The following is a 23,091-nucleotide window of genomic DNA, read 5'->3' as shown; positions in this document are numbered from 1 at the left end:
GCAGGGTCACCGGACGCCGGCCGCCGTGACCGGCGCCGGCTCGGAACCGTCGAGGCCGAGCCCGGCGAAGAGGTCGCTCTCCCAGCCGTACGGGCCGCCGCCCGGCCCCTTCTCCCCCACCGCCAGGGTGAAGTACTCCACCCCCATGAACTCCGCGCCGAAGTTGCCGGCGATCGAGTAGAGCCAGGAGCTGGCCGGGATCTGGGTGGCGTGCGCCCGCATCGCCGCCTCCTTGGCGGCGTGCTGCTCGGTGGCGTCGATCCGGGCGGCGATCTCCGGGTCGGGGGTGCCGAAGGGGAGGTCGTCGATGTCGTCGATCCCCTCGAACGGGTTGTCCGACGCCTCGGTGAAGTGGTTCATGCCCGCCTCCAGCACGCTGCGCGGCATCGCCGTCCAGTAGACCTTCGCCGGGGCGATCCCCTCGGCGGCGGCCAGCTCGTGCGCCCGCATCGCCACCCGGTGCGCCTGGATGTGGTCGGGGTGGCCGTAGAAGCCGTTCGGGTCGTACGTGATCATCACCTGCGGGCGCACCTCGCGCATGATCTCCACGATCAACCCGGCGGCGGTGTCGAGGTCGGCCTGCCAGAAGGCCCGGGGGCGGTCGTTGGTGGCCAGGCCCATCATGCCGGAGTCGCGGTAGCGGCCCGCGCCGCCGAGGAAGCGGTGGTCGGTGACGCCGAGCGCGGCGCAGGCGGCGGCCAGCTCGCCGATGCGGTACCCGCCGAGCTGGTCGGCCTCGGCGGCGGCCAACTGGGCCAGCTCCGGCACGTGGATCTCGCCCTCCTCGCCGAGGGTGCAGGTCACCAGGGTGACGTGGGCGCCGGTGGCGGCGTAGTGCGCCATGGTCGAGCCGGTGCCGATCGACTCGTCGTCGGGGTGCGCGTGGACCAGCAGGAGCCGGCGGTCAGGCAGCGTCGTCACGACGGTCACTCTAACCGGCGGTTCTCCCCGCACCGGCCGCGACGCGTCCGCCCGGTCGGCCACATCACCCCGGACGCGGCTCTACGATCCTTCGTGTGGACTTTCCGGAGCTGGCCGCCCGCACCCGCCGGTTCAGCCACGGGGCGCCGCGCGCCGTCTCCGTGGCCGACGACGGCTCCCGGGTGATCTTCCTGCGCTCGGCCGGCCCGGAGGACCCCGCGGACGCGCTCTGGCTGCTCGACACCGCCACCGGCGAGGAGCGGCTGGTCGCCGACCCGGCGACCCTGCTCGGCGCGGGCGGCGACCCGGCCGCGCTCTCCCCCGGGGAGCGGGCGCTGCGCGAGCGGCGGCGGCTCAGCGCCGCCGGCATCGGCTCGTACGCGCTCGACGCGGCCGGCCGGGTGGCGGTGTTCGCGCTGGCGGGGCGGCTGTTCCGGGCCGACCTGGCGCACGGCGACGTGGTGGAGGTGGCGGCCGTCGGGCCGGTGCTCGACCCGCGTCCCGACCCGACCGGCGAGCGGCTGGCGTACGTCACGGACGCCGCCGACGGGGTGCGCCGGGGCGAGCTGCGGGTGGTGGCGGCCGACGGCACGGACTCCCTGCTGGCCGGCGAGGACGCCGGGGTCACCTGGGGGCTGGCCGAGCACGTGGCGGCCGAGGAGTTCCACCGGTTCCGGGGCTACTGGTGGGCGCCCGACGGCCGCTGCGTGCTGGCCGCGCGGGTCGACGAGTCCCGGCTGCCCCGCTGGCACCTGCACGACCCGGCCGACCCGGCCAGCCCGCCGACGACCATCGCGTACCCGCTCTCGGGCGGGCCGAACGCCGAGGTCAGCCTGCACCTGCTCGACCTCGACGGCGGCTGGGTCGACGTGCACTGGGACCGGGAGACCTACCCGTACCTCACCTCGGTCGACTGGGCCGACGGCAACCCGCTGATCACCGTGCTGCGCCGGTCGCAGCAGCACGGGCTGGTGCTCGCAGTCGACCCGCGCACCGGCGAGACGCAGGTCCACGCCGAGCTGGCCGACCCGCGCTGGGTGGAGCCGATCCCCGGCACCCCGGCGCACCTGCCCGACGGGCGGGTGCTGGTCGGCGGGGAGCTGGCCCACGACGGATACGACGCCCGCTGCCTCTTCGCCGACGGCACCCTGCTCACCCCGCCCTCGCTGTACGTGCGCCGGGTGGTGGGCCGGCTGCCCGCCGGCAGCGGCCCGGCCGACCTGCTGGTCGAGGCGAGCGAGGGCGAGCCCAGCCAGCAGCACCTGTACCGGGTGCGGACGCTGATCGGCGGCGGGGTGGACGCCCGCCGGATGAGCGCCGACCCCGGCTGGCACACCGCCGCCGTGGGCGGGGACACGCTGGCGGTCGGCACCGCGTCGCTGGACCAGCCCGGGGTCACCTGGGCGGTGTGGCGGGGCGACCGGGAGGTGGCGAAGCTCCGCTCGCTGGCCGCCACCCCGCCGTACGCGCCGAGGCCGATGCTGGTCCGGGTCACCGACCGCCGGCTGCCCAGCGCGGTCGTCTACCCGTCCCAGCACGTCAAGGGCAGCCGGCTGCCGGTGCTGCTGGACGTCTACGGCGGGCCGGGGCACCAGGAAGTCCGGGCCGCCCGGGCGTTCTGGCTGGAGCGGCAGTGGTGGGCCGAGGCCGGCTTCGCGGTGGTGACGATCGACAACCGGGGCACCCCCGGCGTGGCCCCGTCGTTCGAGAAGGCGGTGCACCGGCGGGTGGCCGACGTGGTGCTGACCGACCAGGTCGACGCGCTGACGGCGCTCGCCGACAAGCACCCCGACCTGGACCTGGGCCGGGTCGGCGTCCGGGGCTGGTCGTTCGGCGGCTGGCTGGCCGGGCTGGCGGTGCTGCGGCACCCGGAGCTGTTCCGGTGCGGGATCGTCGGCGCCCCCGTCACCGACTGGGCGCTGTACGACACGGCGTACACCGAGCGCTACCTGGGCCCGCCGGACGAGGGGGCGGACGTCTACGCGCACCACTCGCTGCTGGAGCTGGCCGCCGAGCCGCCCGTGCCGGGCGAGCCGGCACGGCCCATGCTCCTGGTGCACGGTCTGGTGGACGACAACGTGGTGGCCGCGCACACGCTGCGGCTGTCGGCGGCGCTGCTGGCGGCCGGCCGGCCGCACTCGGTGCTGCCGCTGACCGGGGCCACCCACATGGCGGCGGGCGGCCTGTCGGAGCGCCTGCTCCGCCTGGAGCTGGACTTCCTCCGCACCCACCTGGCGTGAGGTGCAAGGAAGGGCACCTTCTTAACGCATCCGGTAGAGAAGGGCTACCCTCTCACCGCCGCCATCCTCACTCCCCCTCGGAGAGACCACATGCAGCCGTCGTCTCCGGAGCCGACCGCACGGCGTCCGGTCTGGATGTGGGCCGGCGCTGCCGCCGGGCTCGCGATCGCCGTCGGCATGTTCCTGGTCGGCAGCAGGTCCCGTACCCCCGCCGCAGCGAGCCGGCAGCCGACGGAGACGTTCGTGGCCTCCGGCACGGTGCTGTTGGGCGACGGCACGTCCTTCGTCCGGGACGACCGGGGCGGCTGCGCCGGCACGGGCGATCACGCCGGCATCAGGGACGGCGCGCCGGTGATCATCACGACCGGCGACTCGTTCGCCGGGGGGAAACTGACCGACGCCCGCGTGCTCGCCGACGGCACCTGCCAGTTCCGGTTCTCCGTGCCGGGTGTCCCGGCCCGGCAGGACGCCTACCTGCTCACGGTCGCCGACCGAGACCCCCGTCAGTACATCGAACACGAACTCAGGAGCGCTCTGCTGGCCTTGCGCGTCGACTGAGCGTCGGCATCAACTGTCGTCAAAGGTCATCAGGCCCGGCCCGGCGCACCGACGCCAGCTTGGCCAATTAACTCTTCCAGACGATGGTTCGAAAGAGCAGATCCTCACCGTCCCTGCGGATCAGAAGCATCCACGCCACGTTCCCCTCGCTGGTGACGACGCATAGGGCCAGCTCTCCCGGCTCCAGGTCCTTGCCCCGCAGGAAACTGAAAGGCTCACTTCTCGCCGCCGACTCGCATGCCTCCGGCGACGGCTGCGTCGTCGGCCCCAGTCCGGCGTATGCCGAGGCCCGCCTCAGCTCTGCCTGGAAGCACTCCCCGTACACCAAATCGGTGTCTTCGTCGGCGTAGGCGACCGTCACCACCAGGAAATCATCTAGATCGACGACCGTGTCCGGGCAGTCGCCGGTGTCGGCGACCGCCCTCGGCACCCGAAGGTTCTTCGGGCCGAGAAGGACGGTGTAGTTCGTCGCGCGAGAGCCATCCGGCGCGGGCATCGACGCCTCAGGGGATTGCGCGGCCGGGCTTGCGTTCGGTGACGGATATTCGGTGGGCACGGGCGTCGACCCGCCCGGGGATGGCGTCGCGCTGGCCGTCTGACCTCCGGTCGCCTGCGCCAGCGGCTCGGAGGGTCTCAGGTTCACCACTATGACGATGACTGCCATCATCAGTACGACCAGGAGGGCGAAGAGCGCCAGCGCCCAGTAGACGAATGTCCTGGCCGGGAAAACGATCAGGGCACCTGGGTCTTCACCCGGCGAATGCTTACGTCGCACAAAGACCGGCCACGACGACGAATGCCCTGTACCAACATGGCGGATCGGGTTCCTCGGGCCGGGAACGGCGAGCCCCTTACCCTGCTGGTTTTCTGGCCTCGGCGATGCCCCGCTTGTTGCAGACCGGTCCTTTTTCGATGTCTCATCGTCAGGGTGATGCATGACGCGTCGAGTCACCGAACCTTTCTGGCTCCGCATCTCAATATTGAGGAGCACTATAGGCAGTACGGGCAAGCGGTTCGAGGCACCCCGGCCCGGCCCGCGTGGGCATCGAAGGTCGACGACCACGGATCGTCAGCTCAATCTCTTGATTCGCCTCGGCCCACCGGAACCGCAGCGGGGAACGACAGGGGCCCCTCCCGACGGCGTTGTCGGAAGGGGCCCTGCCTACGGCGAGGTGGTCAGCCGTGGGTCACTGCTTGACGTACGCGTTGACGAAGGCCGGGTAGCCGAAGACGCTGGAAACGAAGACCCCGCCGGCCTTGGAGCCGTGCACGAGGTACGCCACGTCGACGTAGAGCGGCACCACGGGCGCGTGCTCGGTCATGATCTTCTGGTCGAGCTTGGCCCACTCGGGCCCCTGCTTGGCCGGCTCCAGGGTGAGGATCCGGTCGAACTCGGCGCTGATCGCCGGGTCGTTGAAGTACGACTGGTTGCTGTTGCCCTCGGCCTTGATGGTGCGGCCGTCGTAGAGCACCGGCAGGATCGACGCGCCGCTCGGCCAGTCGGCCGCCCAGTTGCCGATGTACAGGTCCCAGGGGTTGTCCTTCTTCTTGATCTCGTCGAGCTTCGCGTCGTCCGGGATGTTCCGGACGGTGATCTTGAAGCCGGCCCGCTCCAGGTTGCCCTTGAGCTGCGGGGCGATCCGCTGCTCACCGGTGTTGTCGGCCACGCCGAGGACCAGCTCCGGGGTCTGGCCGCCGAGCAGCTCCTTGGCCTTCTCCAGGTTGCCGTTGGCCCCGGCCGGGTACGCGTCGTACGCCTGGTAGCCGATCGTCGACGGCGGCATCAGGGTGGTGATCGGCTGGGCCACGGTCTGCCCGCCGACCGCCTTGATCAGGCCCTCGCGGTCGATGGCGTAGTTCAGCGCCTGCCGGATCTTCAGGTCCTTGACCCGCTGGTTGTTGATGACGAGCTGGTTGGCGCTCGGCGTCGGGGAGAGGATGCTCCGCGACTTCAGCGTCGCGTCCTGGGCCACCCTGGCGACCAGCGAGGCCGGCACGTAGTTGAAGGCGACCGCGCTCTGGTCCGCGCCGTTGTCGGCGATCACCCGGTTGTTCGCGGCGTCCTGGGTGGGGCCGAAGCTCCACACGAACTGGTCCGGGTACTGGTGGCGCACCGGGTCGGTGTTGGCGTCCCAGTGGGGGTTACGGTCCAGCGTGAGCTGCACGCCGACCTGGTTCTTGGCCACCTTGTACGGGCCGGAGGAGAACGGCCGCTGGTCCAGGTTGACCCCGGTGTCCTTGTCGGCCTTCAACGGGGCGCTGGTGGGCAGCGACACCGCGAACGGCAGGTCGCAGCGCGGCTTGGCGAACTCGAAGCGCAGGGTCTTCGGGTCCGGGGTGGTCAGCCCCGGGGGCAGCGAGGTCTTGTTCTTCTTGAAGTCCCACTTGGTGTCGAACTCCGGGCTGTCGGCCAGCCACTCCTGGAGGTAGGTCGGGCCGCCGGCGAGGTCCGGGTTGAAGGACCGGGCGATGCCGTACGCGATCTCCTTGGAGGTGATCGGGCTGCCGTCCTCGAACTTCACCCCGTCCTTGATCTTGAATTCCCAGACCTTGCAGTCGTTGTTGACGTTGGTGCCCGGGGTCTCGGCCAGGTCGCCGACGAGGACCAGGCCGCCCTTGCCGTCGTCCTTCCAGGTGGTCAGGTAGCGGGCGAAGAGCGGGTTGGCCATCAGGCCCGCGAAGGAGTACGTCCGCTGCGGGTCCAGGTGGGAGATCGCGGTCTCCCGGATGATGGTGAAGGTGCCGCCCTTGCTCGCCCCGGCCACCTCGGCCGCCGGGCCCTTCGAGTCCTTCGGGTCGGTGGCGATGACCCCGGTCTGCTGCCGGGTGTTGTCCACCGTGGTGCCCTCGCCCGTGTTCTCCGAACACGCCCCCAACGCCACCACCAGTGCGATGGCGCCGCCTGCGGCGGCCGCTGCGCGTGGTCTCATCTACTGCCTCCTCCACCCGGTTGCCGCCGGGCGTGACCGCCGACGTTCCGAGGATCGTAAAGAAGAAAACCTTCGGTCCATGTAACGGTTTGTCGAAAAATGCCGAGCCCGGGGCGGCGGGCGTCAGCGCAGCCGCACCCGGGGGTCGATCGCGGCGTAGAGCAGGTCCACCAGGACGTTGGCCAGCACCACGAAGACCGCGGCGATGAGCACGGTCGCCATGATGGTGGGCAGGTCGCCGGCCCGCACGGCGTCCACCGCGGTACGCCCCAACCCCTGGATGCCGAACGTGGTCTCGGTGATGACGGTGCCGCCCAGCGCCCCGCCGACGTCCAGCCCCGCGATGGTCACCACCGGGGTGACCGCCGCGCGCAGCGCGTGCCGCCCGTACACCTTGGGTTTGGTCAGGCCCTTGGCCCGCGCGGTGCGGACGAAGTCCTCCGACAGCGTCTCCAGCATCTGCGCCCGGGACAGCCGGGCGTAGATCGCCGAGTAGAGGAAGGCCAGCGCGACCCAGGCGAGCACCAGTCCGCTGGCCCATTTCAGCGGATTGTCGAACAGCGACGTGTAGCTCGGCACCGGTAGCAGCCGCAGGTTGTAGACGAAGACCAGCAGCAGCACCGCGCCGACGAAGTAGAGCTGCAACGACGCGCCGGTCAGCGAGAAGCCGATGGCCAGGCGGTCCAGCCAGGTGCCCCGGCGCAGCGCCGAGACCATGCCGAGGCCCACACCGAGCAGCAGCCACAGGATCGCCGCCGGGATCACGATGCTCAGGGTCACCGGCAGCACCCGGCCGATGGTGTCGCTGACCGCCTCGTTGTTCACGTACGACCAGCCGAGGCAGGGGGCGTCGCACCGGCCGCCCTGGGCACTGCCCAGGTCCCGCCCGGTGACGATGCCCTTCATGTAGCCGGCGTACTGGGTGATTAGCGGGTCGCGCAGGCCCAGCTCCTGGCGGACCCGCTCCAGGCGCTCCGGGTTGCAGTTCTTCGGGCACATGCCCGTGACCGGGTCCCGGGGCAGGGCGAAGAACATCAGGAAGCTGAGCACGCTCACCGCGAAGAGGGTGAGAGCGGCGGAGAGCAGCCGCTTGACCAGGAACCGCGCCATGGTGATAACCCCTACCGGGACGACTTCGGGTCGAGCGCGTCGCGCAGCGCGTCCCCGAAGAGGTTGAAGGCGAACACCAGCGCGAAGATCGTGATGCCGGGGAAGAAGACGTACGCCGGGTCGGTCTGGAGGTAGTCCAGGCTGCGGTAGATCATCCGCCCGAAGCTCGGCGTCTCGTCGGTGAGCCCGACCCCGATGAAGGACAGCGCCGCCTCGCTGGTGATGAACGACGGCACCGCGAGGGAGAACGACACCAGGATCGGGGCCCAGATGTTCGGCAGGAGCTGGCGGAAGAGCATGTGCCCCAGCCCGGCGCCGCTGGCCCGGGCCGCCTCCACGAACTCCCGCTCGCGCAGCGCGATGACCTGCCCCCGGACCAGCCGGGCCGTGCTGGTCCAGTTGAACAGCGCGAAGATGGTGATCAGCACGCCGATCTGGAACGCCGGCGGCACCGCCTCGCGCTGGCCGTAGAAGCGCAGCGCGATGGTCGGGGTCAGGGCCAGGGCGATGATCAGGAACGGCATGGCCAGGGTCAGGTCCGTGATCCAGTTTATCACCGCGTCGAGCCAGCCGCCCAGGTAACCGGCGAGGGTGCCGAGCAGGATGCCGATCGCGGCGGTGATCACGGCGGCGGCGAACGCGATGAACAGCGACGTCCGCAGCCCGTGCACCATCCGGATGAAGATGTCCCGCCCCAGGCCCGGCTCCAGCCCGAACCAGTGCTCGCCGGTGATGCCACCGGCGTAGCCCAGCGGCATCCCGAAGCCGTCGAGCCGGCTCTGGAACTGCTCGCGCGGACCGATGCCGTACAGCGCCTCGATCAGCGGCACGGCGAACGCCACCAGCACGAAGAAGACCAGCATCACGGCGCTGACCAGGGCCGTGCGGTCGCGCCGCAGGCGGGCCCAGGCGAGCTGGCCGGGCGACCGGCCGACGAACTCCTTCGCCTTCGGCGCGGCGGCGTCGCCGTCGCCGTCGCCGGTGGACTCGATCTCCGCGAGGGCCGCGCCCTCGACCGGGGACAGGCTCACGCCGTCACCTCCGCACCGCTCGCGCCGACCCGCTCGGACTCGGGGAAGTGGCAGGCCGTCGACTGCGCGCCGCCGGAGCGCGGCACCAGGGCCGGCTCCTCGGTGGCGCAGACGTCCTGCGCCTTCCAGCAGCGGGTGCGGAACCGGCAGCCCGACGGCGGGTTCAGCGGGGTCGGCACGTCGCCGCTGAGGCGGATCCGCCCGCCCGGCCCGAGCGTCGTCACGTCCGGGATCGCCGACAGCAGGGCCCGGGTGTACGGGTGCTGCGGGCGCTCGTAGATGTCCTCCCGGTCGCCGATCTCCACGATCCGGCCCAGGTACATCACGGCGACCCGCTGGCAGAAGTGCCGCACCACGGCCAGGTCGTGGGCGATGAACACGAACGCCAGCCCGAGGTCGCGTTGCAGGTCCCGCAGCAGGTTGACCACCTGCGCCTGGATCGAGACGTCCAGGGCGGAGACGGGCTCGTCGGCGACGATCAGCTTCGGCCGCAGGGCCAGCGCCCGGGCGATGCCGATGCGCTGGCGCTGCCCACCCGAGAACTCGTGCGGGTAGCGGTTGTAGTGCTCGGGGTTGAGCCCGACCAGTTCCAGCAGCTCCTGGACCCGCTTCTTCACGCCGCCGGGCGGCTCGATCCCGTTGACCCGCAGCGGCATCGCCACGATCCGGCCCACCGTGTGCCGGGGGTTCAGCGACGCGTACGGGTCCTGGAAGATGATCTGGAGGTCCTGGCGCAGCGGGCGCAGCTCGCGCCGCCCCGCGTGGGTGATGTCGCGGCCGGCGAACTCGATCCGCCCGGCGGTCGGCTCCAGCAGCCGCACCAGCATCCGGCCGGTGGTGGTCTTGCCGCAGCCGGACTCCCCCACCAGGCCCAGCGTCTCACCGGGGCGCACCTCGAAGTCGAGGCCGTCGACGGCGCGCACCAGGCCGGTGCTGCGGAACCCCTCGCGCACCGGGAAGTGCTTGGCCAGCCCCGTCACCCGCAACAGCGGCTCGGCCACTGAGCTGCCTTCGTTCGCGACTGCGGGACTCCGCTCCGCTGCGTTCCTCGCGCTCACCGGGCTGCCTTCGTTCGCGACTGCGGGACTCCGCTCCGCTGCGTTCCTCGCGCTCACCGGGCCACCCCCACCTGTGCGACGTCCTCGCGGTACAACCGGGTGCGTTCCTCGGCCGACAGGTGGCAGGCGACCAGGTGGCCCGGCTCGCCGGCCGGGCGCAGCGTCGGGACCTCGGTGCGGGAGCGGTCGCCGTTGCGCCCGGCGTACCGGCAGCGCGGGTGGAAGGCGCAGCCCGACGGGAGGTTGATCAGGCTGGGCGGGTTGCCGGGGATCGGCACCAGGTCCGCCTCCGCGTCGCCGTGCAGCGACGGCACGCTGGAGAGCAGACCCCAGGTGTACGGGTGCTGCGGTCGCCGGAGCACCCGCTCCACGCCCCCGTGCTCGACGGCCCGGCCGCCGTACATCACCAGCACCTCGTCGGCGACCTGGCTGACCACGCCCAGGTCGTGGGTGATCAGGACGATCGCGGAGCGGAACTCGGCCTGGAGGTCGGCGAGCAGGTCGAGGATCTGCGCCTGCACGGTGACGTCCAGGGCGGTGGTCGGCTCGTCGGCGATCACCAGGTCCGGGTCGTTGACCAGGGCCATCGCGATCATCGCCCGCTGCCGCATCCCGCCGGAGAACTCGTGCGGGTACTGGTCGTACCGCCTGGCGGGCTGCGGGATGCCGACCCGGCCGAGCATGTCGACGGCCCGCCGCCGGGCCTCGCGCCGGCCGGCCCGGGGGTGGTGCACCCGGTACGCCTCGGCGATCTGCTTCCCCACCGTGTAGTAAGGGTGCAGCGCCGACAGCGGGTCCTGGAAGATCATCGCCATGTCCCGGCCGCGCAGCCGGCGGACCTCCTCCTCGGGCAGGCCGACGAGCTGCCGGCCACCGAGGGTGATCCCGCCGGTGATGGTCGCGCGCCTCGGGTCGTGCAGGCCGAGGATCGCCAGTGAGGTGACGCTCTTGCCGGAGCCGGACTCGCCGACGATGCCGAGGGTGCGCCCCCGCTCGACGGCGAAGGAGACGCCGTCGACCGCGCGGACCGTGCCGTCCTCGGTGGCGAAGCGCACCCGCAGGTCCTCCACGCTGAGGTACGGCCCGTCGCCGCGCTGCTCCGGCACGCCGGGGCGGTCGCCCGGTTGCCCGGACGCCGGTTCACGCTCGTCCACGACCGCCTCCCTCAGTGCGAAGAGAATCTACAACAGTTCACTGAGGCTGAAAATAAGCTACAAGGCGGGGGGCTGTCAGCGGGGGCCAGCGTAACGACTCGGCATCTACCTCCGACACCCCTCACCTGGACATCGACGGATGCGCACCCCCGATCGCACCCGCGGTGCGACCATGGGAGCGGCGACCGGGAGAGGATCCGCGCCGGATCGAGATCGAGGTGGAGGTGCCCATGACCGCGGCGGTGTTCGACCACGACGGACCGTGGACCGAGGAGGAGTACCTCGCCCTCGGCGAGACGTCCCAACGGGTCGAACTCTTCGACGGGAGCCTGCACGTGACCCCAGCCCCCACCCCACGCCACCAGAACATCTCCGGCGAGTTGCGAGCCGTCCTGCGGACGCCGGTCCGCGAAGCCGGCCTCCGCGTGCTGGAAGCCGTGAACGTCCGGCTGAGGCCGGGGCGCATCCTCATCCCGGACCTGGTGGTCACGGGGGAAATCGACTTCGACGACCCGAACATCGAGGCGCACGACGTGCGACTGGTCTGCGAGATCATCTCGCCGAGCAACGCGGCCACGGACAGAGTGCTCAAGATGCACTACTACGCCATCGCCGGCATCGAGTGGTACCTGCTGATCGAGCAGCGCAACGGAACGCTGCACCTCTACCGGCGGCACGGTCGCCACTACGTCGAGCAGTCGGTCGCCAAGGCGGGCGAGGTGTTGGAGCTGACCGAGCCCGTCCGGGCCACGATCCGCCCGGAGGACCTCGTCCCCTGACGGATGTCGGTCCGGTCCCCTAGGGTCGGGCCATGACGGGATTCGACGCGGCCTCCGCGGCCGTGCAGGCGGCCCTGGACGCGGGGGCCCGGTACGCCGACGCCCGGGTGATGCACCGCCGGTACGAGTCGATGTCGGCCCGCAACGGCGACGTCGAGGAGCTGACCCAGGACGAGAGCCTCGGGCTGGGCGTCCGGGCGCTGGTCGGGTCGAGCTGGGGCTTCCACGCCGTACCGGAGCTCTCCGACTCTGCGGCCCGCGACGCCGGCCGGCGCGCCGCGCGGATCGCCGCCGCGAGCGCGCGGGTCCCCGGGCCGCCGATCGACCTGGTGCCCGCCGAGCCGACCACCGCGAGCTGGGCCTCGGCCTGCGAGGTGGACCCGCTCGGGGTGGCCCTGTCCGACAAGGGCGACCTGCTGGTGGGCGCGACCGCCACGATGGCCGCGCACGGCGCGGACGTGGCCGAGGGGCTCTACCAGGTGTGGGACACCACGAAGTGGTTCGTCTCCAGCGAGGGGCACCGCATCGACCAGCGCATCCGCGAGTGCGGCGGCGGCATCTCGGCCACCTCCGTCGGCGACGGCGAGACGCAGCGCCGCTCCTACCCGAGCTACCGGGGCCAGTACGGCACCACCGGCTGGGAGCTGGTCACCTCACTCGACCTGCCCGCCCACGCCGCCCGCATCGCCGAGGAGAGCCGGGCGCTGCTCACCGCGCCCGAGTGCCCGGCCGGCGAGACCGACCTGATCCTCGGCGGCGAGCAGCTCGCGTTGCAGATCCACGAGTCGGTCGGGCACGCCATCGAGCTGGACCGCATCCTCGGCTGGGAGGCGGCCTTCGCCGGCACGTCCTGGCTGGACCTGGCCCGGCTCGGCACGCTGCGCTACGGCTCCGAGCTGATGAACGTCACCATCGACCCGACGATCCCCGGCGCGCTGGGCAGCTTCGGGTACGACGACGAGGGCTCCCCGGCGGTGCGGCGCGACGCGGTGCGCGAGGGCCGGTGGGTGGGGGTGCTCGCCGGCCGGGACTCGGCCGCCGTCGCCGGCCTCGACCACGGCGGCAGCGTACGGGCCGACGGCTGGGCCCGGCTGCCGATGGTGCGGATGACCAACGTCGGCCTGGAGCCCGGCCCGCACACCCTCGACGAGATCGTCGCGGCCACCGACGACGGGGTGCTGATGGACGTCAACCGCTCCTGGTCCATCGACGACAAGCGGCTGAACTTCCAGTTCGGCTGCGAGATCGGCTGGGAGGTGAAGCGGGGCCGGCGGGGGCGGATGCTGCGCAACCCGACGTACACGGGCATCGGCCCGCTGTTCTGGCGCTCGATGGACATGCTCTCCTCCGAGACCGTCGCCTGGGGCACGCCCAACTGCGGCAAGGGCCAGCCCGGCCAGGTCGGCCACACCGGCCACCCGGCCGCGCCGGCCCGCTTCCGCAACGTCCGGGTGGGGGTACGGGCATGAACGAGTTGGATCTGGCCGCTCGGGTGGTCGAGCTGGTCCGGAAGCTGGCCGGGCCGGCGGCGGAGGCCGAGGTGGTGGTGACCCGCTCCGACCTGGCGCTGACCCGGTTCGCCAACTCCTTCATCCACCAGAACGTCGCCGAGTCGGGCGTAGGGGTGCGGCTGCGGCTGCACGCCGGAGGGCGCACGGCGACCGGCAGCGGCAGCGTGGCCACCCCGGACGGGCTGACCGCCCTGGTCGAGCGGGCCGTCGCGGCGGCCCGGCTCTGCCCGCCCGACCGGGCCTGGCCGGGGCTGGCCCCGCCGTCGCCGGTGCCGTCCGCGCCCGCCTGGGACGAGGCGACCGCCTTCGCCGAGCCCGGCGAGCGGGCCGAGCGGGTGCGCGCCTTCGTCGCCGCCACCGGCGGCCTGGAGGCGGCGGGCTACTGTCGCACCGCGTACCGGGTGGCGGCGTTCGCCAACTCGGCCGGGCACTCGGCGCACGGCGGCTCGGCCGAGGCGGCGCTGGACGGCATCGCGCGGGCCGGCGGGGCGGACGGCGTGGCCCGGCTCTGCGCCGACCGGCTCGCCGACCTCGACGGTGCGGCGCTGGGCGCGCGGGCCGCCGCGAAGGCCCGCGCCGCCGCCGACCCGGTCGAGTTGCCGCCCGGCCGGTACGAGGTGGTGCTGGAGCCGGCGGCCGTGGCCGACCTGCTGCACAACTTCGCCCTGTGGGGCTTCAACGGCAAGCGGTACGCCGAGCGGCAGTCGTTCGCCGAGCCGGGCGTCGCCCAGTTCGACCCGGCGGTGACGCTGGTGGACGACCCGCTCGCCGCCTCGGGGCTGCCGTTCGACGACGAGGGCACCGCCCGGCGGGCGCTGACCCTGGTCGACGCGGGCACCACGGTCGCCGTGGCGCACGACCGGCGCAGCGGCGCGGAGGCCGGCGCGGCCTCGACGGGGCACGCCTCGCCGGGGGCGGCCACCTTCGGGCCGATGCCGACAAACCTGCACCTGTCCGGCCCCGACGGGCCCCCGGCCACCGGCGGCGGGACGGCGGAGACGCCGCTCGGGCCGGTGGTCGACGGCGAGACGGCAGCGCTGGTGGCGGGCGTGGAGCGCGGCCTGCTGGTCAGCGACCTCTGGTACACCCGGGTGCTCGACTCGAAGAGCCTGGTGATCACCGGCCTGACTCGCAACGGCGTCTGGTTGGTCGAGGGCGGGGTGCCGGTGCGGGCGGTGCGCGACCTGCGCTTCACCGAGTCGTACCCCCGGGCGTTGGGGCCCGGCGCGGTGCTCGGCGTCGGCCGGCGGCCGGTCCGGCAGCCGGACCGGTTCGACGGCGTGTGGTGGGACGCCCCGGCGCTGCGGCTGGCCGCCTGGAACTTCACCGGCGGCGCGTCCGGCTGATCCGGCGCCGCCCTCGCCGGCCCCGTGCGGGGGCGTGACGCAGTGAAGTTCTTAACAGTACGCATCGATCATGGTGCAGGGTCTTTTCGGCAGGCGGGACACACGGGACACTCCCTTGCGCGGACGGCTCGCGGAGATCGGCGTAACGTGTGTCACTTAGCTGCGCCGGTATGCCCGGTGTGGTCGTTGGTGAGCGCGTGACGTGGCAGCGGGTGCGGGTCGCCGGTCCGCCTGCCGACCGGAACAGGATGCCGCCCGTGAGGGCCCCTCAGGGAGACGACTCGAATGACATCAACGGCAACGAGGCCGCGGGGAGCGCGGGCACGCGCCGCCATAGCGGCGAAGACGTTGCGGACGGACCGCTGGTGGTTGGCCCCGCTGATCACCGTCGTCGGGCTCAGCGCCTGGATCGCGTACGCCACGGTCCGGGTCTTCATGCACAAGTGGTACTGGGTGGACCAGTACCACTACCTGACCCCGTTCTACTCCCCCTGCGTCACCGAGCGGTGCGTCGAGGGGTCCTCGCACTTCGGGCGCTTCCTGCCCGACTGGTGGATCATCCCGGACGCGGCACTGACGCTGCCGTTCCTGCTGCTGTTCCGCCTCACCTGCTACTACTACCGCAAGGCGTACTACCGGTCGTTCTGGCTGTCGCCGCCGGCCTGCGCCGTGCCGGACGGGCACCAGAGCTACTCCGGTGAGACCCGGCTCCCGCTGCTGGGCCAGAACCTGCACCGCTACTTCTTCTACGCCGCCGCGATCATCGCGCTGGTCAACACCTGGGACGCGATCCTGGCCTTCCACTCGCCGAAGGGCTTCGGCTTCGGGCTGGGCAACATCATCCTGCTGGTCAACGTGGTCATGCTGTGGGCGTACACGATCTCCTGCCACTCCTGCCGGCACATCATCGGCGGCCGGCTCAAGCACTTCTCCAAGCACCCCGTGCGGTACAAGGCGTGGACCGGGGTGTCCTGGCTGAACGTCCGGCACATGCAGCTCGCCTGGATCACCCTCGGCACCCTGGCGCTGACCGACTTCTACGTCATGGCGGTCGCGGCCGGCTGGTTCAACGACCTGCGGTTCATCAACTAGAGAGCCTGACATGACGACCACGAATCGCATCGAACGACACCACTACGACGTCGTCGTGATCGGGGCCGGCGGCGCCGGCCTGCGCGCGGCGATCGAGGCCCGGCTCGCCGGCAAGAAGACCGCGATCATCTCGAAGTCGCTGTTCGGCAAGGCGCACACGGTGATGGCCGAGGGCGGCGCCGCCGCCGCCATGGGCAACGTGAACAGCCGGGACAACTGGCAGGTGCACTTCCGCGACACCATGCGCGGCGGCAAGTTCCTCAACAACTTCCGGATGGCCGAGCTGCACGCGAAGGAGTCGCCGCAGCGGATCTGGGAGCTGGAGACGTACGGGGCGCTCTTCGACCGTACGAAGGACGGGAAGATCTCCCAGCGGAACTTCGGCGGCCACGAGTACCCGCGGCTGGCGCACGTCGGCGACCGCACCGGCCTGGAGCTGATCCGCACCCTCCAGCAGAAGATCGTCTCCCTCCAGCAGGAGGACAAGGCGAACCTGGGCTCGTACGACGCCCGGATCAAGGTCTTCGCCGAGACCACGATCACCGAGCTGCTGCTCGACGGGGACAAGGTCGCCGGCGCGTTCGGCTACTACCGGGAGTCCGGCGAGTTCGTCCTCTTCGAGGCCCCGGCCGTGGTCCTGGCCACCGGCGGCGTCGGCCGGTCCTACAAGGTCACCTCGAACTCCTGGGAGTACACGGGGGACGGGCACGCCCTCGCCCTGCGCGCCGGGGCGACGCTGATCAACATGGAGTTCCTCCAGTTCCACCCGACCGGCATGGTCTGGCCGCCCTCGGTGAAGGGCATCCTGGTCACGGAGTCGGTGCGCGGCGACGGCGGCGTGCTGAAGAACTCCGAGGGCAAGCGGTTCATGTTCGACTACGTCCCCGACGTCTTCCGCAAGCAGTACGCGGACAACGAGGCCGAGGCGGACCGCTGGTACAAGGACCCGGACAACAACCGGCGTCCGCCGGAGCTGCTGCCCCGCGACGAGGTCGCCCGCGCGATCAACAGCGAGGTCAAGGCAGGTCGCGGCACGCCGGCCGGCGGCGTCTACCTGGACATCGCCTCCCGGCTGCCGGCCGATGAGATCCGCCGCCGCCTGCCGTCGATGTACCACCAGTTCAAGGAACTGGCCGACGTCGACATCACCAAGGAGCCGATGGAGGTCGGTCCGACCTGTCACTACGTGATGGGCGGCGTCGAGGTGGACCCGGACTCCGGGGCCGCGTTCGGCTCGGTGCGCGGGCTGTTCGCCGCCGGCGAGGTTTCCGGCGGCATGCACGGCTCCAACCGCCTCGGCGGCAACTCGCTCTCCGACCTGCTGGTCTTCGGCAAGCGGTCGGGCGGCCACGCGGCGTCGTACCTCGATCAGCTCCCCGCGCGCCCGAAGGTGTCGATGGAGGCGCTGGAGGCCGCCGTGGAGACGGCGCTCGCGCCGTTGCAGCGGGACACCGGGGAGAACCCGTACCACCTCCAGCAGGATCTCCAGGCCGTGATGGGGGACCTGGTCGGCATCATCCGCCGGGAGGGCGAGCTGGCGGACGCGCTGGGCCGGCTGGCCGAGCTGCGCGAGCGGGTGGCGAAGGTCAGCGCGGCCGGCGGCCGGCGGTACAACCCGGGCTGGCACCTGGCGCTGGACCTGCGCAACATGCTGGTGGTGTCGGAGTGCACCGCGAAGGCCGCCCTGGAGCGGCAGGAGTCGCGCGGCGGCCACACCCGGGAGGACTTCCCGGCGATGGACCCGAAGTGGCGCCGGGTGAACCTGGTCTGCTCGCTGGAGGGCGACGCCGTACGACTGGCCCACAAGCCGCTGCCGAGGATGCGCCCGGAGCTGATCGGCCTCTTCGACCGCGCGGAACTGGGCAAGTACCTGACCGACGAGGAGCTCGCCGACTTCGACGCCCTCGTCTCGGACGCCGACGCCGAGGAGGCGGGGAACTGATGGGCACCAAGCGTCACTTCAGGGTCTGGCGCGGCGACGAGAACGGCGGCGACCTGCAGGACTACCAGGTGGAGGTGAACGAGGGCGAGGTGGTCCTCGACATCATCCACCGGCTGCAGGCCACCGAGGCCCCGGACCTGGCCTGCCGGTGGAACTGCAAGGCCGGCAAGTGCGGCTCCTGCTCGATGGAGATCAACGGGATGCCCAAGCTGGGCTGCATGACCCGGATGTCGACGTTCGAGGAGAACGAGACGGTCACGGTCACCCCGCTGCGCACCTTCCCGGTCGTGCGGGACCTGGTCACCGACGTCTCGTTCAACTACGAGAAGGCGCGGGAGACCCCGGCGTTCGCGCCCCCGGCCGGGGTCGCCCCGGGCGACTACCGGATGCAGCAGGTGGACGTCGAGCGCTCGCAGGAGTTCCGCAAGTGCATCGAGTGCTTCCTGTGCCAGAACGTCTGCCACGTGGTCCGGGACCACGAGGAGAACAAGCAGGCGTTCTCCGGGCCCCGGTACTTCATCCGGGCCGCCGAGCTGGACATGCACCCGCTCGACGCGAAGACCGACCGCAAGGAGTACGCGCAGTCGGACATGGGGCTCGGATTCTGCAACATCACGAAGTGCTGCACCGAGGTCTGCCCCGAGCACATCAAGATCACCGACAACGGGATCATCCCCATGAAGGAACGGGTGGTCGACCGCAGGTACGATCCTCTTGTGTGGCTCGGTAGCAAGATCTTCCGGAGGGGTCAGGTGCCTCAGACCAGCGTGACCAGCGCCTCGCACAGCGGTGCCGTGCACTCCAGCACCGCCAAGGGCGGGCTCCACTCGCACGCGGGCGGCTCCCACGACCCGCGCGCCGAGGCCCAGGCCCAGAGCGGCGTGAACTGGCACCGTGAGGTGCCGAGGCCGACCGTCCCGGCGGTGGACGCCAACGGCAGGCTCCCGCTGACGGAGCTCACCTTCGACCGGGCCGCCGCGCCGTCGCCGTTCGGCGACGACGTGACGTTCCCGCTGCCCCCGGAGCACCTGAACTTCGCCCACCCGGAGCAGGACAAGCACTGACGGTGACAGAAAGGTAACGGGGGCCGCGGCGACTGCCGCCGGCCCCCGTTCCCATTCCACCCACCCCGCCCTCACCCCCACCCCCGCCCCGACGCGTTGATCATGGAGTTGGCGGCACTGTCGATCTCCACAACTGCCGCCAACTCCATGATCAACGGGGCTGGGGATGGTCGCGGGTCAGGGCGTGGGGAGGAGGAGGGGGCGGAGGGCGGCGACGATGGGCGCGTCGGCGGGGAGCCAGGTGACCGAGTCGAGCTCGGCGGCGGAGAGCCAGCGCAGCCCCGAGTGCTCCAGGGCCTTCGGGCGGTCGCCGTGCAGCAGCCGGGCGGCGTACACCTTCAGCACCGAGCGGCCGTGGGCCATCCGCACGTTGCGGCCGACCCGGTCGCCGATCTCCACGCGTACGGCCAGCTCCTCGGCGCACTCGCGGACCAGCGCGGCGGTCTCGCTCTCGCCCGGCTCCACCTTGCCGCCGGGGAACTCCCACATCCCGGCGACCTCCGGCGGGGCGGATCGGGCGCAGGCGAGCACCCGCCCGCCCTCGATGATCGCCGCGCCGACGACGACCTTCGGCTCACGTCGTTCGGTCTGTCCGCTTTCGCTGGTCCGTTCGGTCTGCACAGGCGTCCAGCGTGCCAGATCAATAGGCGGTTTGGGTACCGTGACCGACCGCTAGGCCAGTAGAACTGGGAAGTGTGGGCGTGGACACCCTTCGACCCGGACGACAGACTTGACGGCACCGATGAGACACGGGACGGCGACGATTTGGCCACGAGCCGGCAACGGCACCTGGGGGGTGCGGTGATGCGTGTGCTGTTCAGGGGGCGAGCGAAGCACGACTACCTGAGCGACGCACTGACCCTGCTGACCGGGTGGACCCGGGAGGGCGAGCAGATTCGGCGCACGCTGGTAATGGACGACACCCAGCACGCCGCCCTCACCGAGCGGGTGAAGGTGGTCGCCGACGCCCTGCGGCTGCGCCCCGAGATCAGCCGCCGGGACGACCGGACGCAGATCCGGGTCGGGCACGGCGACGGGGAGCCGCTGGGCGAGGGCGAGGTCCTGCTGGCCGCCCGCATCGAGGACGCGTACCGGGCGGTCACCGGCGACTGAGCCGCCTCGCCCCGGCGACACGCCGGGGGTCACTGAGAACATCCTGAGAATCTTCTGGTTTCCCCGAAATTACGTGCGGGTACCTGAATCCGTGCGGGAGCAGACATTGACCCCGCAGAGGACGAAGTAGGACTTATCGCACATAAATTTTGGGAGCTTCTCATGACTGCGCCGACCACCAGCGCCAACCGTCTGAACCACGGGACCGACCAGGCCACCCACAACCACGCGGGCCACACCGCCCACCACCTCGACCACGACGTCCGGCACGTCGCCCGGCGCGGCGACGAGACCAAGCCGTCGTGGAAGACCACGGAGCTGGCCGTCTACGTGCTGGCCGTGGTCGGCGTGCTGATCGCCTCGCAGACCGTCGGCGACGGCGCGGCCAACAACGGCGGGGACTACTTCGCCGCCGACAAGGCGTGGTGGTACATCTCCCTGCTGACCATCGGTTACATGATCAGCCGGGGCCTGGCCAAGGCCGGCAGCCACACCCGCGACAACGACCCGCGCACCGGCCGGTAAGCCCCCCTCGTTCGCCCGGAGCCCCGCCGACACGTCCACGAGACGCCCGGCGGGGCTCCGGCACGTCCGCGCCACCGCGGCTACCATCCGCAGGTGCGCCACGGCGAGTTCCTCGATCCCCTGCTGGTGCCGGTCTACGACGCCGAGTGCCGCTGGGGCCCCGACGACGACTTCTTCCTGTCGCTGGTGGCCGAGACTCCGGTCGCCCGCGTGCTCGACCTGGGCTGCGGCACCGGCCGGCTGACCGTCGCACTGGCCGCCGCCGGGCACACCGTCACCGGCGTGGACCCGGCCGGCCCCGCCTTGGCGGCGGCGCGGCGCAGGCCCGGCGCGGACGGGATCGCCTGGGTCGAGGGGACGTCCGCCGGGCTGCCCGCCGGGGCGTACGACACGGCGGTCATGACCAGCCACGTGGCGCAGGTCTTCGGGACCGACGAGGAGTGGGACCGTACCCTCGCCGACCTGGCGCGGGCGCTCGCGCCCGGTGGTCGGCTCGCGTTCGACTCCCGCGACCCGGCGGCGCGACCGTGGGAGCGCTGGAACCCGACCGACTCGCGGCGGCTGGTCCGCCTGCCGGACGGCCGGACGGTGCGGGCCTGGACCGAGGTGACCGACGCACGCGACCGGACCGTGAGCTTCACCCACCACTACCTGTTCCCCGGCGGCGAGGAACGGCTCAGCTCCGCGACCCTACGTTTCCGCAGCGAGGGGGAGCTGCGCGGGTCGCTGCGGGCCGCCGGCTTTGCGGTCGAGCGGGTCCACGGCGGCTGGTGCGGGCAGGCCGTGGGCGAGGGCGACGGGGAACTCGTCGTCGTCGCCCGCTCGTCGCCCGCCGGCTGACGGTGGTGGGCCGGGCGGTTGGCGCGGCCTGCCTACCGTGGGACGCATGGCCAACGCGACATACGACCGCAAGGAGCAGTTCCAGCAGATCCAGAGCGGGCTGCTCACCGGCGAGCAGATCATCGCTGTCTACGACGCCGTGGGCACCGGCACCGGCTTCATCGGCCTGACCGACCGGCGGGTGATCATCCAGGACCGGTCATTCGTCGGCAAGCGGTACGCGATCACCAGCATCCCGTACTCGAAGATCACCAGCGTGAGCGTGGTGAGCAACAAGTCGTGGGGCGGGGAGTTCTTCTCCACCGGCGCCATCGCCATCCACGTCGGCACCCACACGTACGAGGTCGAGTTCCGGGGCGCGCAGAAGAGCCACCACGTGCACAACGTGATCCTGCACTACATCTCCTGAGCCCTGGCGGCGCGCTCGCGGTGACCCGGCAGGGCGGGCATTGGTGGGCCGTGGCCTTGCCGGGGTGCCCCACGATGGGCCACATGATGACAGTGATGATTGTCCTCGGAACGGCCGCAGCCCTGGCCGTCGCCGCGTTCGTCGTGGTCGCCTGGCGGGACCGGCGGCGGGAGTCCGGCCGGGAGGACGCGGCGGCGGCCCGGGAGGCGGCCGGCACCCAGCAGCGGTACGCGGCCGAGCGGCACGGCGTCCAGGGCGAGGTGTGGCGACGCCAGACCCCGTAGGTCCGGCCGTTCGGCGTGGGTCAGCGGGTCGGCCGGCGGGTGCAGGAGCCGTCGTGGTCGGCCCGGAGCAGGCAACGCCGGCCGTCCGGCAGCCGCCGGTCGCAGAAGACCCGGTGCCGTACGCCCTGCTCGTCCTCCGCCGACACGGTCGTCTCCCCCGGGTCGCCGAATGAGAGCACGCCCGCCCAGCGCGCGACCACCCGGGCGAGGCGCACCGCGCCGCCGAGGTCGGCGGCGAGCACCGGCAGGTGGATGACGTACCGCTCGCGGGCCGCCATCAGCGCCGACCCGCGTTGGGTCGGCGCACCCGCTCGGCCCGCAGCCGCCGCAACTCGAAGCCGAGCCGCGCCGCCTCCAGCCGGGCGCTGCGCAGCGCGTCGTCGTGCGCGGCCATCTCGGCGGCCAGCCGGTTCAGGAACACCCGCACGTCCGCCGGGTCGAGGCCCCGCCGACCGAACCGGGCCGGACGGAACCGCTGCTCCCGCACCTGCCAGGGCAACAGCGACCGGTACGCCGAGGGACGCGGACCGGGCGACGCCGGAACCTTCTGCGACACCCACCCCGGCCACCTGAACAAGCGACGCATCATCAACCACCTTCCCGTGGAACCGGTTCAACTGACCGGGCGACAACCGGAACGTTCCAGCCCGACCACTCAACGTAGCTGTGACTATATGCCCAGGCGGACAGGGGCACAACCAGCGTTACCCACGGGGGAACAAGGCTCCATGCCATGACGATCGATCCGCGCTCGCATACGCCGGTCTATGTGCAGCTCGCCGATCTTCTTCGTCAGCGGATCGAAGCGGGCGAGCTGGCATATGGTTCGGCGCTGCCGAGCGAGGCACGACTGACCCAGGAGTTCGGAATCGGTCGCGAGGCGGTTCGCATGGCCATCTCACTGCTCCGCTCGGAGGGACTCGTCATCACCGTGCGCGGGCACGGGAGCTACGTGCGGGAGGCGCCGCAGCGGCGGCAGGTGGAGGTGCCGCCGGGGGCATCGGTCATCGCGCGGATGCCCCGTGGGAGCGAGCGCCGGGCGATGCAGCTCGACGAGGGCGTACCGGTGCTTGAGGTCCGTGGCCCCGGAGGCGACGTGGAGGTCCTGCCGGGCGACGAGGTCGAGCTGACCCGCCCGCCGTCCTGACCCCTCCGGGGCGTCTTGATCCACACCATGCCGGTGA

The 23,091-nt window shown here is 71.8% G+C and carries 24 protein-coding genes; 14 read left to right on the top strand and 10 right to left on the bottom strand.

Going from position 1 to position 23,091, the window contains the following annotated elements; translation table 11 throughout:
* Positions 1-6: 6 nt before the first annotated feature.
* A complete protein-coding gene (mshB, locus tag LPU43_RS13380) occupies positions 7-930 on the bottom strand; it encodes an N-acetyl-1-D-myo-inositol-2-amino-2-deoxy-alpha-D-glucopyranoside deacetylase (RefSeq protein ID WP_229400706.1) in 924 nt (307 codons plus the stop codon).
* An 86-nt stretch (positions 931-1,016) separates the two neighbouring features.
* Here mshB and LPU43_RS13375 point away from each other — a divergent pair, with 86 nt between their 5' ends.
* Together LPU43_RS13375 and LPU43_RS13370 are read left to right on the top strand one after the other, a co-directional pair.
* Complete coding sequence (locus tag LPU43_RS13375; protein ID WP_229400705.1) at positions 1,017-3,161, top strand: S9 family peptidase; 2,145 nt, start codon at positions 1,017-1,019, stop codon at positions 3,159-3,161.
* Between the two features lie 90 nt (positions 3,162-3,251).
* A complete protein-coding gene (locus LPU43_RS13370) occupies positions 3,252-3,719 on the top strand; it encodes a hypothetical protein (RefSeq protein WP_229400704.1) in 468 nt (155 codons plus the stop codon).
* Positions 3,720-3,786: 67 nt separating this feature from the next.
* On the opposite strand, the gene LPU43_RS13365 is transcribed toward LPU43_RS13370, so the two are convergent.
* The 6 genes from LPU43_RS13365 to LPU43_RS13340 form a co-directional block, all read right to left on the bottom strand.
* Entirely contained in the window at positions 3,787-4,386 is a 600-nt protein-coding gene (locus LPU43_RS13365; RefSeq protein WP_229400703.1) for a hypothetical protein, read from the bottom strand.
* A gap of 520 nt (positions 4,387-4,906) precedes the next feature.
* Complete coding sequence (locus tag LPU43_RS13360) at positions 4,907-6,649, bottom strand: ABC transporter substrate-binding protein (protein ID WP_229400702.1); 1,743 nt, start codon at positions 6,647-6,649, stop codon at positions 4,907-4,909.
* 123 nt (positions 6,650-6,772) lie between these two features.
* Positions 6,773-7,759 (bottom strand): ABC transporter permease, encoded by a 987-nt coding sequence (locus LPU43_RS13355; protein WP_229400701.1) that lies wholly within the window; start codon positions 7,757-7,759, stop codon positions 6,773-6,775.
* A gap of 11 nt (positions 7,760-7,770) precedes the next feature.
* Positions 7,771-8,790, bottom strand: coding sequence for an ABC transporter permease (locus tag LPU43_RS13350; RefSeq protein WP_229400700.1), 1,020 nt, complete (start codon positions 8,788-8,790; stop codon positions 7,771-7,773).
* The gene (locus tag LPU43_RS13345) at positions 8,787-9,791 is read right to left on the bottom strand and encodes an ABC transporter ATP-binding protein (protein WP_229400699.1); all 1,005 of its coding nucleotides are present in this window, start codon (positions 9,789-9,791) and stop codon (positions 8,787-8,789) included. The genes LPU43_RS13350 and LPU43_RS13345 overlap by 4 nt, the downstream gene beginning before the upstream one ends.
* Before the next feature lie 110 nt (positions 9,792-9,901).
* On the bottom strand, positions 9,902-11,002 hold the full coding sequence (locus LPU43_RS13340) for an ABC transporter ATP-binding protein (protein WP_373321702.1): 1,101 nt from the start codon (positions 11,000-11,002) through the stop codon (positions 9,902-9,904).
* A gap of 230 nt (positions 11,003-11,232) precedes the next feature.
* Between LPU43_RS13340 and LPU43_RS13335 the strand changes: the two genes are divergently transcribed.
* The 6 genes from LPU43_RS13335 to LPU43_RS13310 all read left to right on the top strand — a co-directional run bounded on the left by LPU43_RS13335 (position 11,233) and on the right by LPU43_RS13310 (position 18,736).
* Positions 11,233-11,781 carry a Uma2 family endonuclease gene (locus LPU43_RS13335; protein ID WP_229400698.1) on the top strand — a complete coding sequence of 183 codons (549 nt, stop codon included), beginning with the start codon at positions 11,233-11,235 and terminating at the stop codon, positions 11,779-11,781.
* A 32-nt stretch (positions 11,782-11,813) separates the two neighbouring features.
* Positions 11,814-13,250 (top strand): TldD/PmbA family protein, encoded by a 1,437-nt coding sequence (locus LPU43_RS13330; RefSeq protein WP_229400697.1) that lies wholly within the window; start codon positions 11,814-11,816, stop codon positions 13,248-13,250.
* Positions 13,247-14,638: a TldD/PmbA family protein gene (locus LPU43_RS13325; protein ID WP_229400696.1), complete on the top strand. Its 1,392-nt coding sequence runs from the start codon at positions 13,247-13,249 to the stop codon at positions 14,636-14,638. The genes LPU43_RS13330 and LPU43_RS13325 overlap by 4 nt, the downstream gene beginning before the upstream one ends.
* A gap of 285 nt (positions 14,639-14,923) precedes the next feature.
* On the top strand, positions 14,924-15,730 hold the full coding sequence (gene sdhC / locus LPU43_RS13320; protein WP_229400695.1) for a succinate dehydrogenase subunit SdhC: 807 nt from the start codon (positions 14,924-14,926) through the stop codon (positions 15,728-15,730).
* A 10-nt stretch (positions 15,731-15,740) separates the two neighbouring features.
* A complete protein-coding gene (locus LPU43_RS13315; protein ID WP_229400694.1) occupies positions 15,741-17,672 on the top strand; it encodes a fumarate reductase/succinate dehydrogenase flavoprotein subunit in 1,932 nt (643 codons plus the stop codon).
* Positions 17,672-18,736, top strand: a complete 1,065-nt coding sequence (locus LPU43_RS13310; protein ID WP_229400693.1) for a succinate dehydrogenase/fumarate reductase iron-sulfur subunit — start codon at positions 17,672-17,674, stop codon at positions 18,734-18,736. Before LPU43_RS13315 ends, LPU43_RS13310 begins: the two co-directional genes overlap by 1 nt.
* A 177-nt stretch (positions 18,737-18,913) precedes the next feature.
* On the opposite strand, the gene LPU43_RS13305 is transcribed toward LPU43_RS13310, so the two are convergent.
* Positions 18,914-19,357 carry a (deoxy)nucleoside triphosphate pyrophosphohydrolase gene (locus tag LPU43_RS13305; RefSeq protein ID WP_229400692.1) on the bottom strand — a complete coding sequence of 148 codons (444 nt, stop codon included), beginning with the start codon at positions 19,355-19,357 and terminating at the stop codon, positions 18,914-18,916.
* A gap of 183 nt (positions 19,358-19,540) precedes the next feature.
* Here LPU43_RS13305 and LPU43_RS13300 point away from each other — a divergent pair, with 183 nt between their 5' ends.
* The 5 genes from LPU43_RS13300 (at position 19,541) to LPU43_RS13280 (ending at position 21,907) form a co-directional block, all read left to right on the top strand.
* Positions 19,541-19,849, top strand: coding sequence for a 4a-hydroxytetrahydrobiopterin dehydratase (locus LPU43_RS13300; RefSeq protein ID WP_229400691.1), 309 nt, complete (start codon positions 19,541-19,543; stop codon positions 19,847-19,849).
* A 162-nt stretch (positions 19,850-20,011) separates the two neighbouring features.
* Positions 20,012-20,374 carry a hypothetical protein gene (locus LPU43_RS13295; protein WP_229400690.1) on the top strand — a complete coding sequence of 121 codons (363 nt, stop codon included), beginning with the start codon at positions 20,012-20,014 and terminating at the stop codon, positions 20,372-20,374.
* Positions 20,375-20,467: 93 nt separating this feature from the next.
* The gene (locus LPU43_RS13290; protein ID WP_229400689.1) at positions 20,468-21,214 is read left to right on the top strand and encodes a class I SAM-dependent methyltransferase; all 747 of its coding nucleotides are present in this window, start codon (positions 20,468-20,470) and stop codon (positions 21,212-21,214) included.
* 46 nt (positions 21,215-21,260) lie between these two features.
* Positions 21,261-21,623 carry a PH domain-containing protein gene (locus tag LPU43_RS13285; RefSeq protein WP_229400688.1) on the top strand — a complete coding sequence of 121 codons (363 nt, stop codon included), beginning with the start codon at positions 21,261-21,263 and terminating at the stop codon, positions 21,621-21,623.
* Between the two features lie 95 nt (positions 21,624-21,718).
* Positions 21,719-21,907, top strand: a complete 189-nt coding sequence (locus tag LPU43_RS13280; RefSeq protein ID WP_229400687.1) for a hypothetical protein — start codon at positions 21,719-21,721, stop codon at positions 21,905-21,907.
* Positions 21,908-21,927: 20 nt separating this feature from the next.
* Here the strand turns inward: LPU43_RS13280 and LPU43_RS13275 are convergent, their stop codons facing one another.
* Positions 21,928-22,185, bottom strand: coding sequence for a hypothetical protein (locus LPU43_RS13275; RefSeq protein WP_229400686.1), 258 nt, complete (start codon positions 22,183-22,185; stop codon positions 21,928-21,930).
* Positions 22,185-22,463: a DivIVA domain-containing protein gene (locus LPU43_RS13270; protein WP_229400685.1), complete on the bottom strand. Its 279-nt coding sequence runs from the start codon at positions 22,461-22,463 to the stop codon at positions 22,185-22,187. Before LPU43_RS13270 ends, LPU43_RS13275 begins: the two co-directional genes overlap by 1 nt.
* Positions 22,464-22,640: 177 nt before the next feature.
* Here LPU43_RS13270 and LPU43_RS13265 point away from each other — a divergent pair, with 177 nt between their 5' ends.
* Positions 22,641-23,054, top strand: a complete 414-nt coding sequence (locus tag LPU43_RS13265) for a GntR family transcriptional regulator (RefSeq protein ID WP_229400684.1) — start codon at positions 22,641-22,643, stop codon at positions 23,052-23,054.
* The last annotated feature ends 37 nt before the right edge of the window (positions 23,055-23,091 follow it).

Origin of the sequence: Micromonospora okii (genome assembly GCF_020884795.1) — a bacterium.
GTDB classification, from domain to species: Bacteria; Actinomycetota; Actinomycetes; order Mycobacteriales; family Micromonosporaceae; genus Micromonospora; species Micromonospora okii.
The sequence above is the reverse complement of the archived record's forward strand: the minus strand, read 5'-3'. Positions and strand labels throughout refer to the sequence as shown.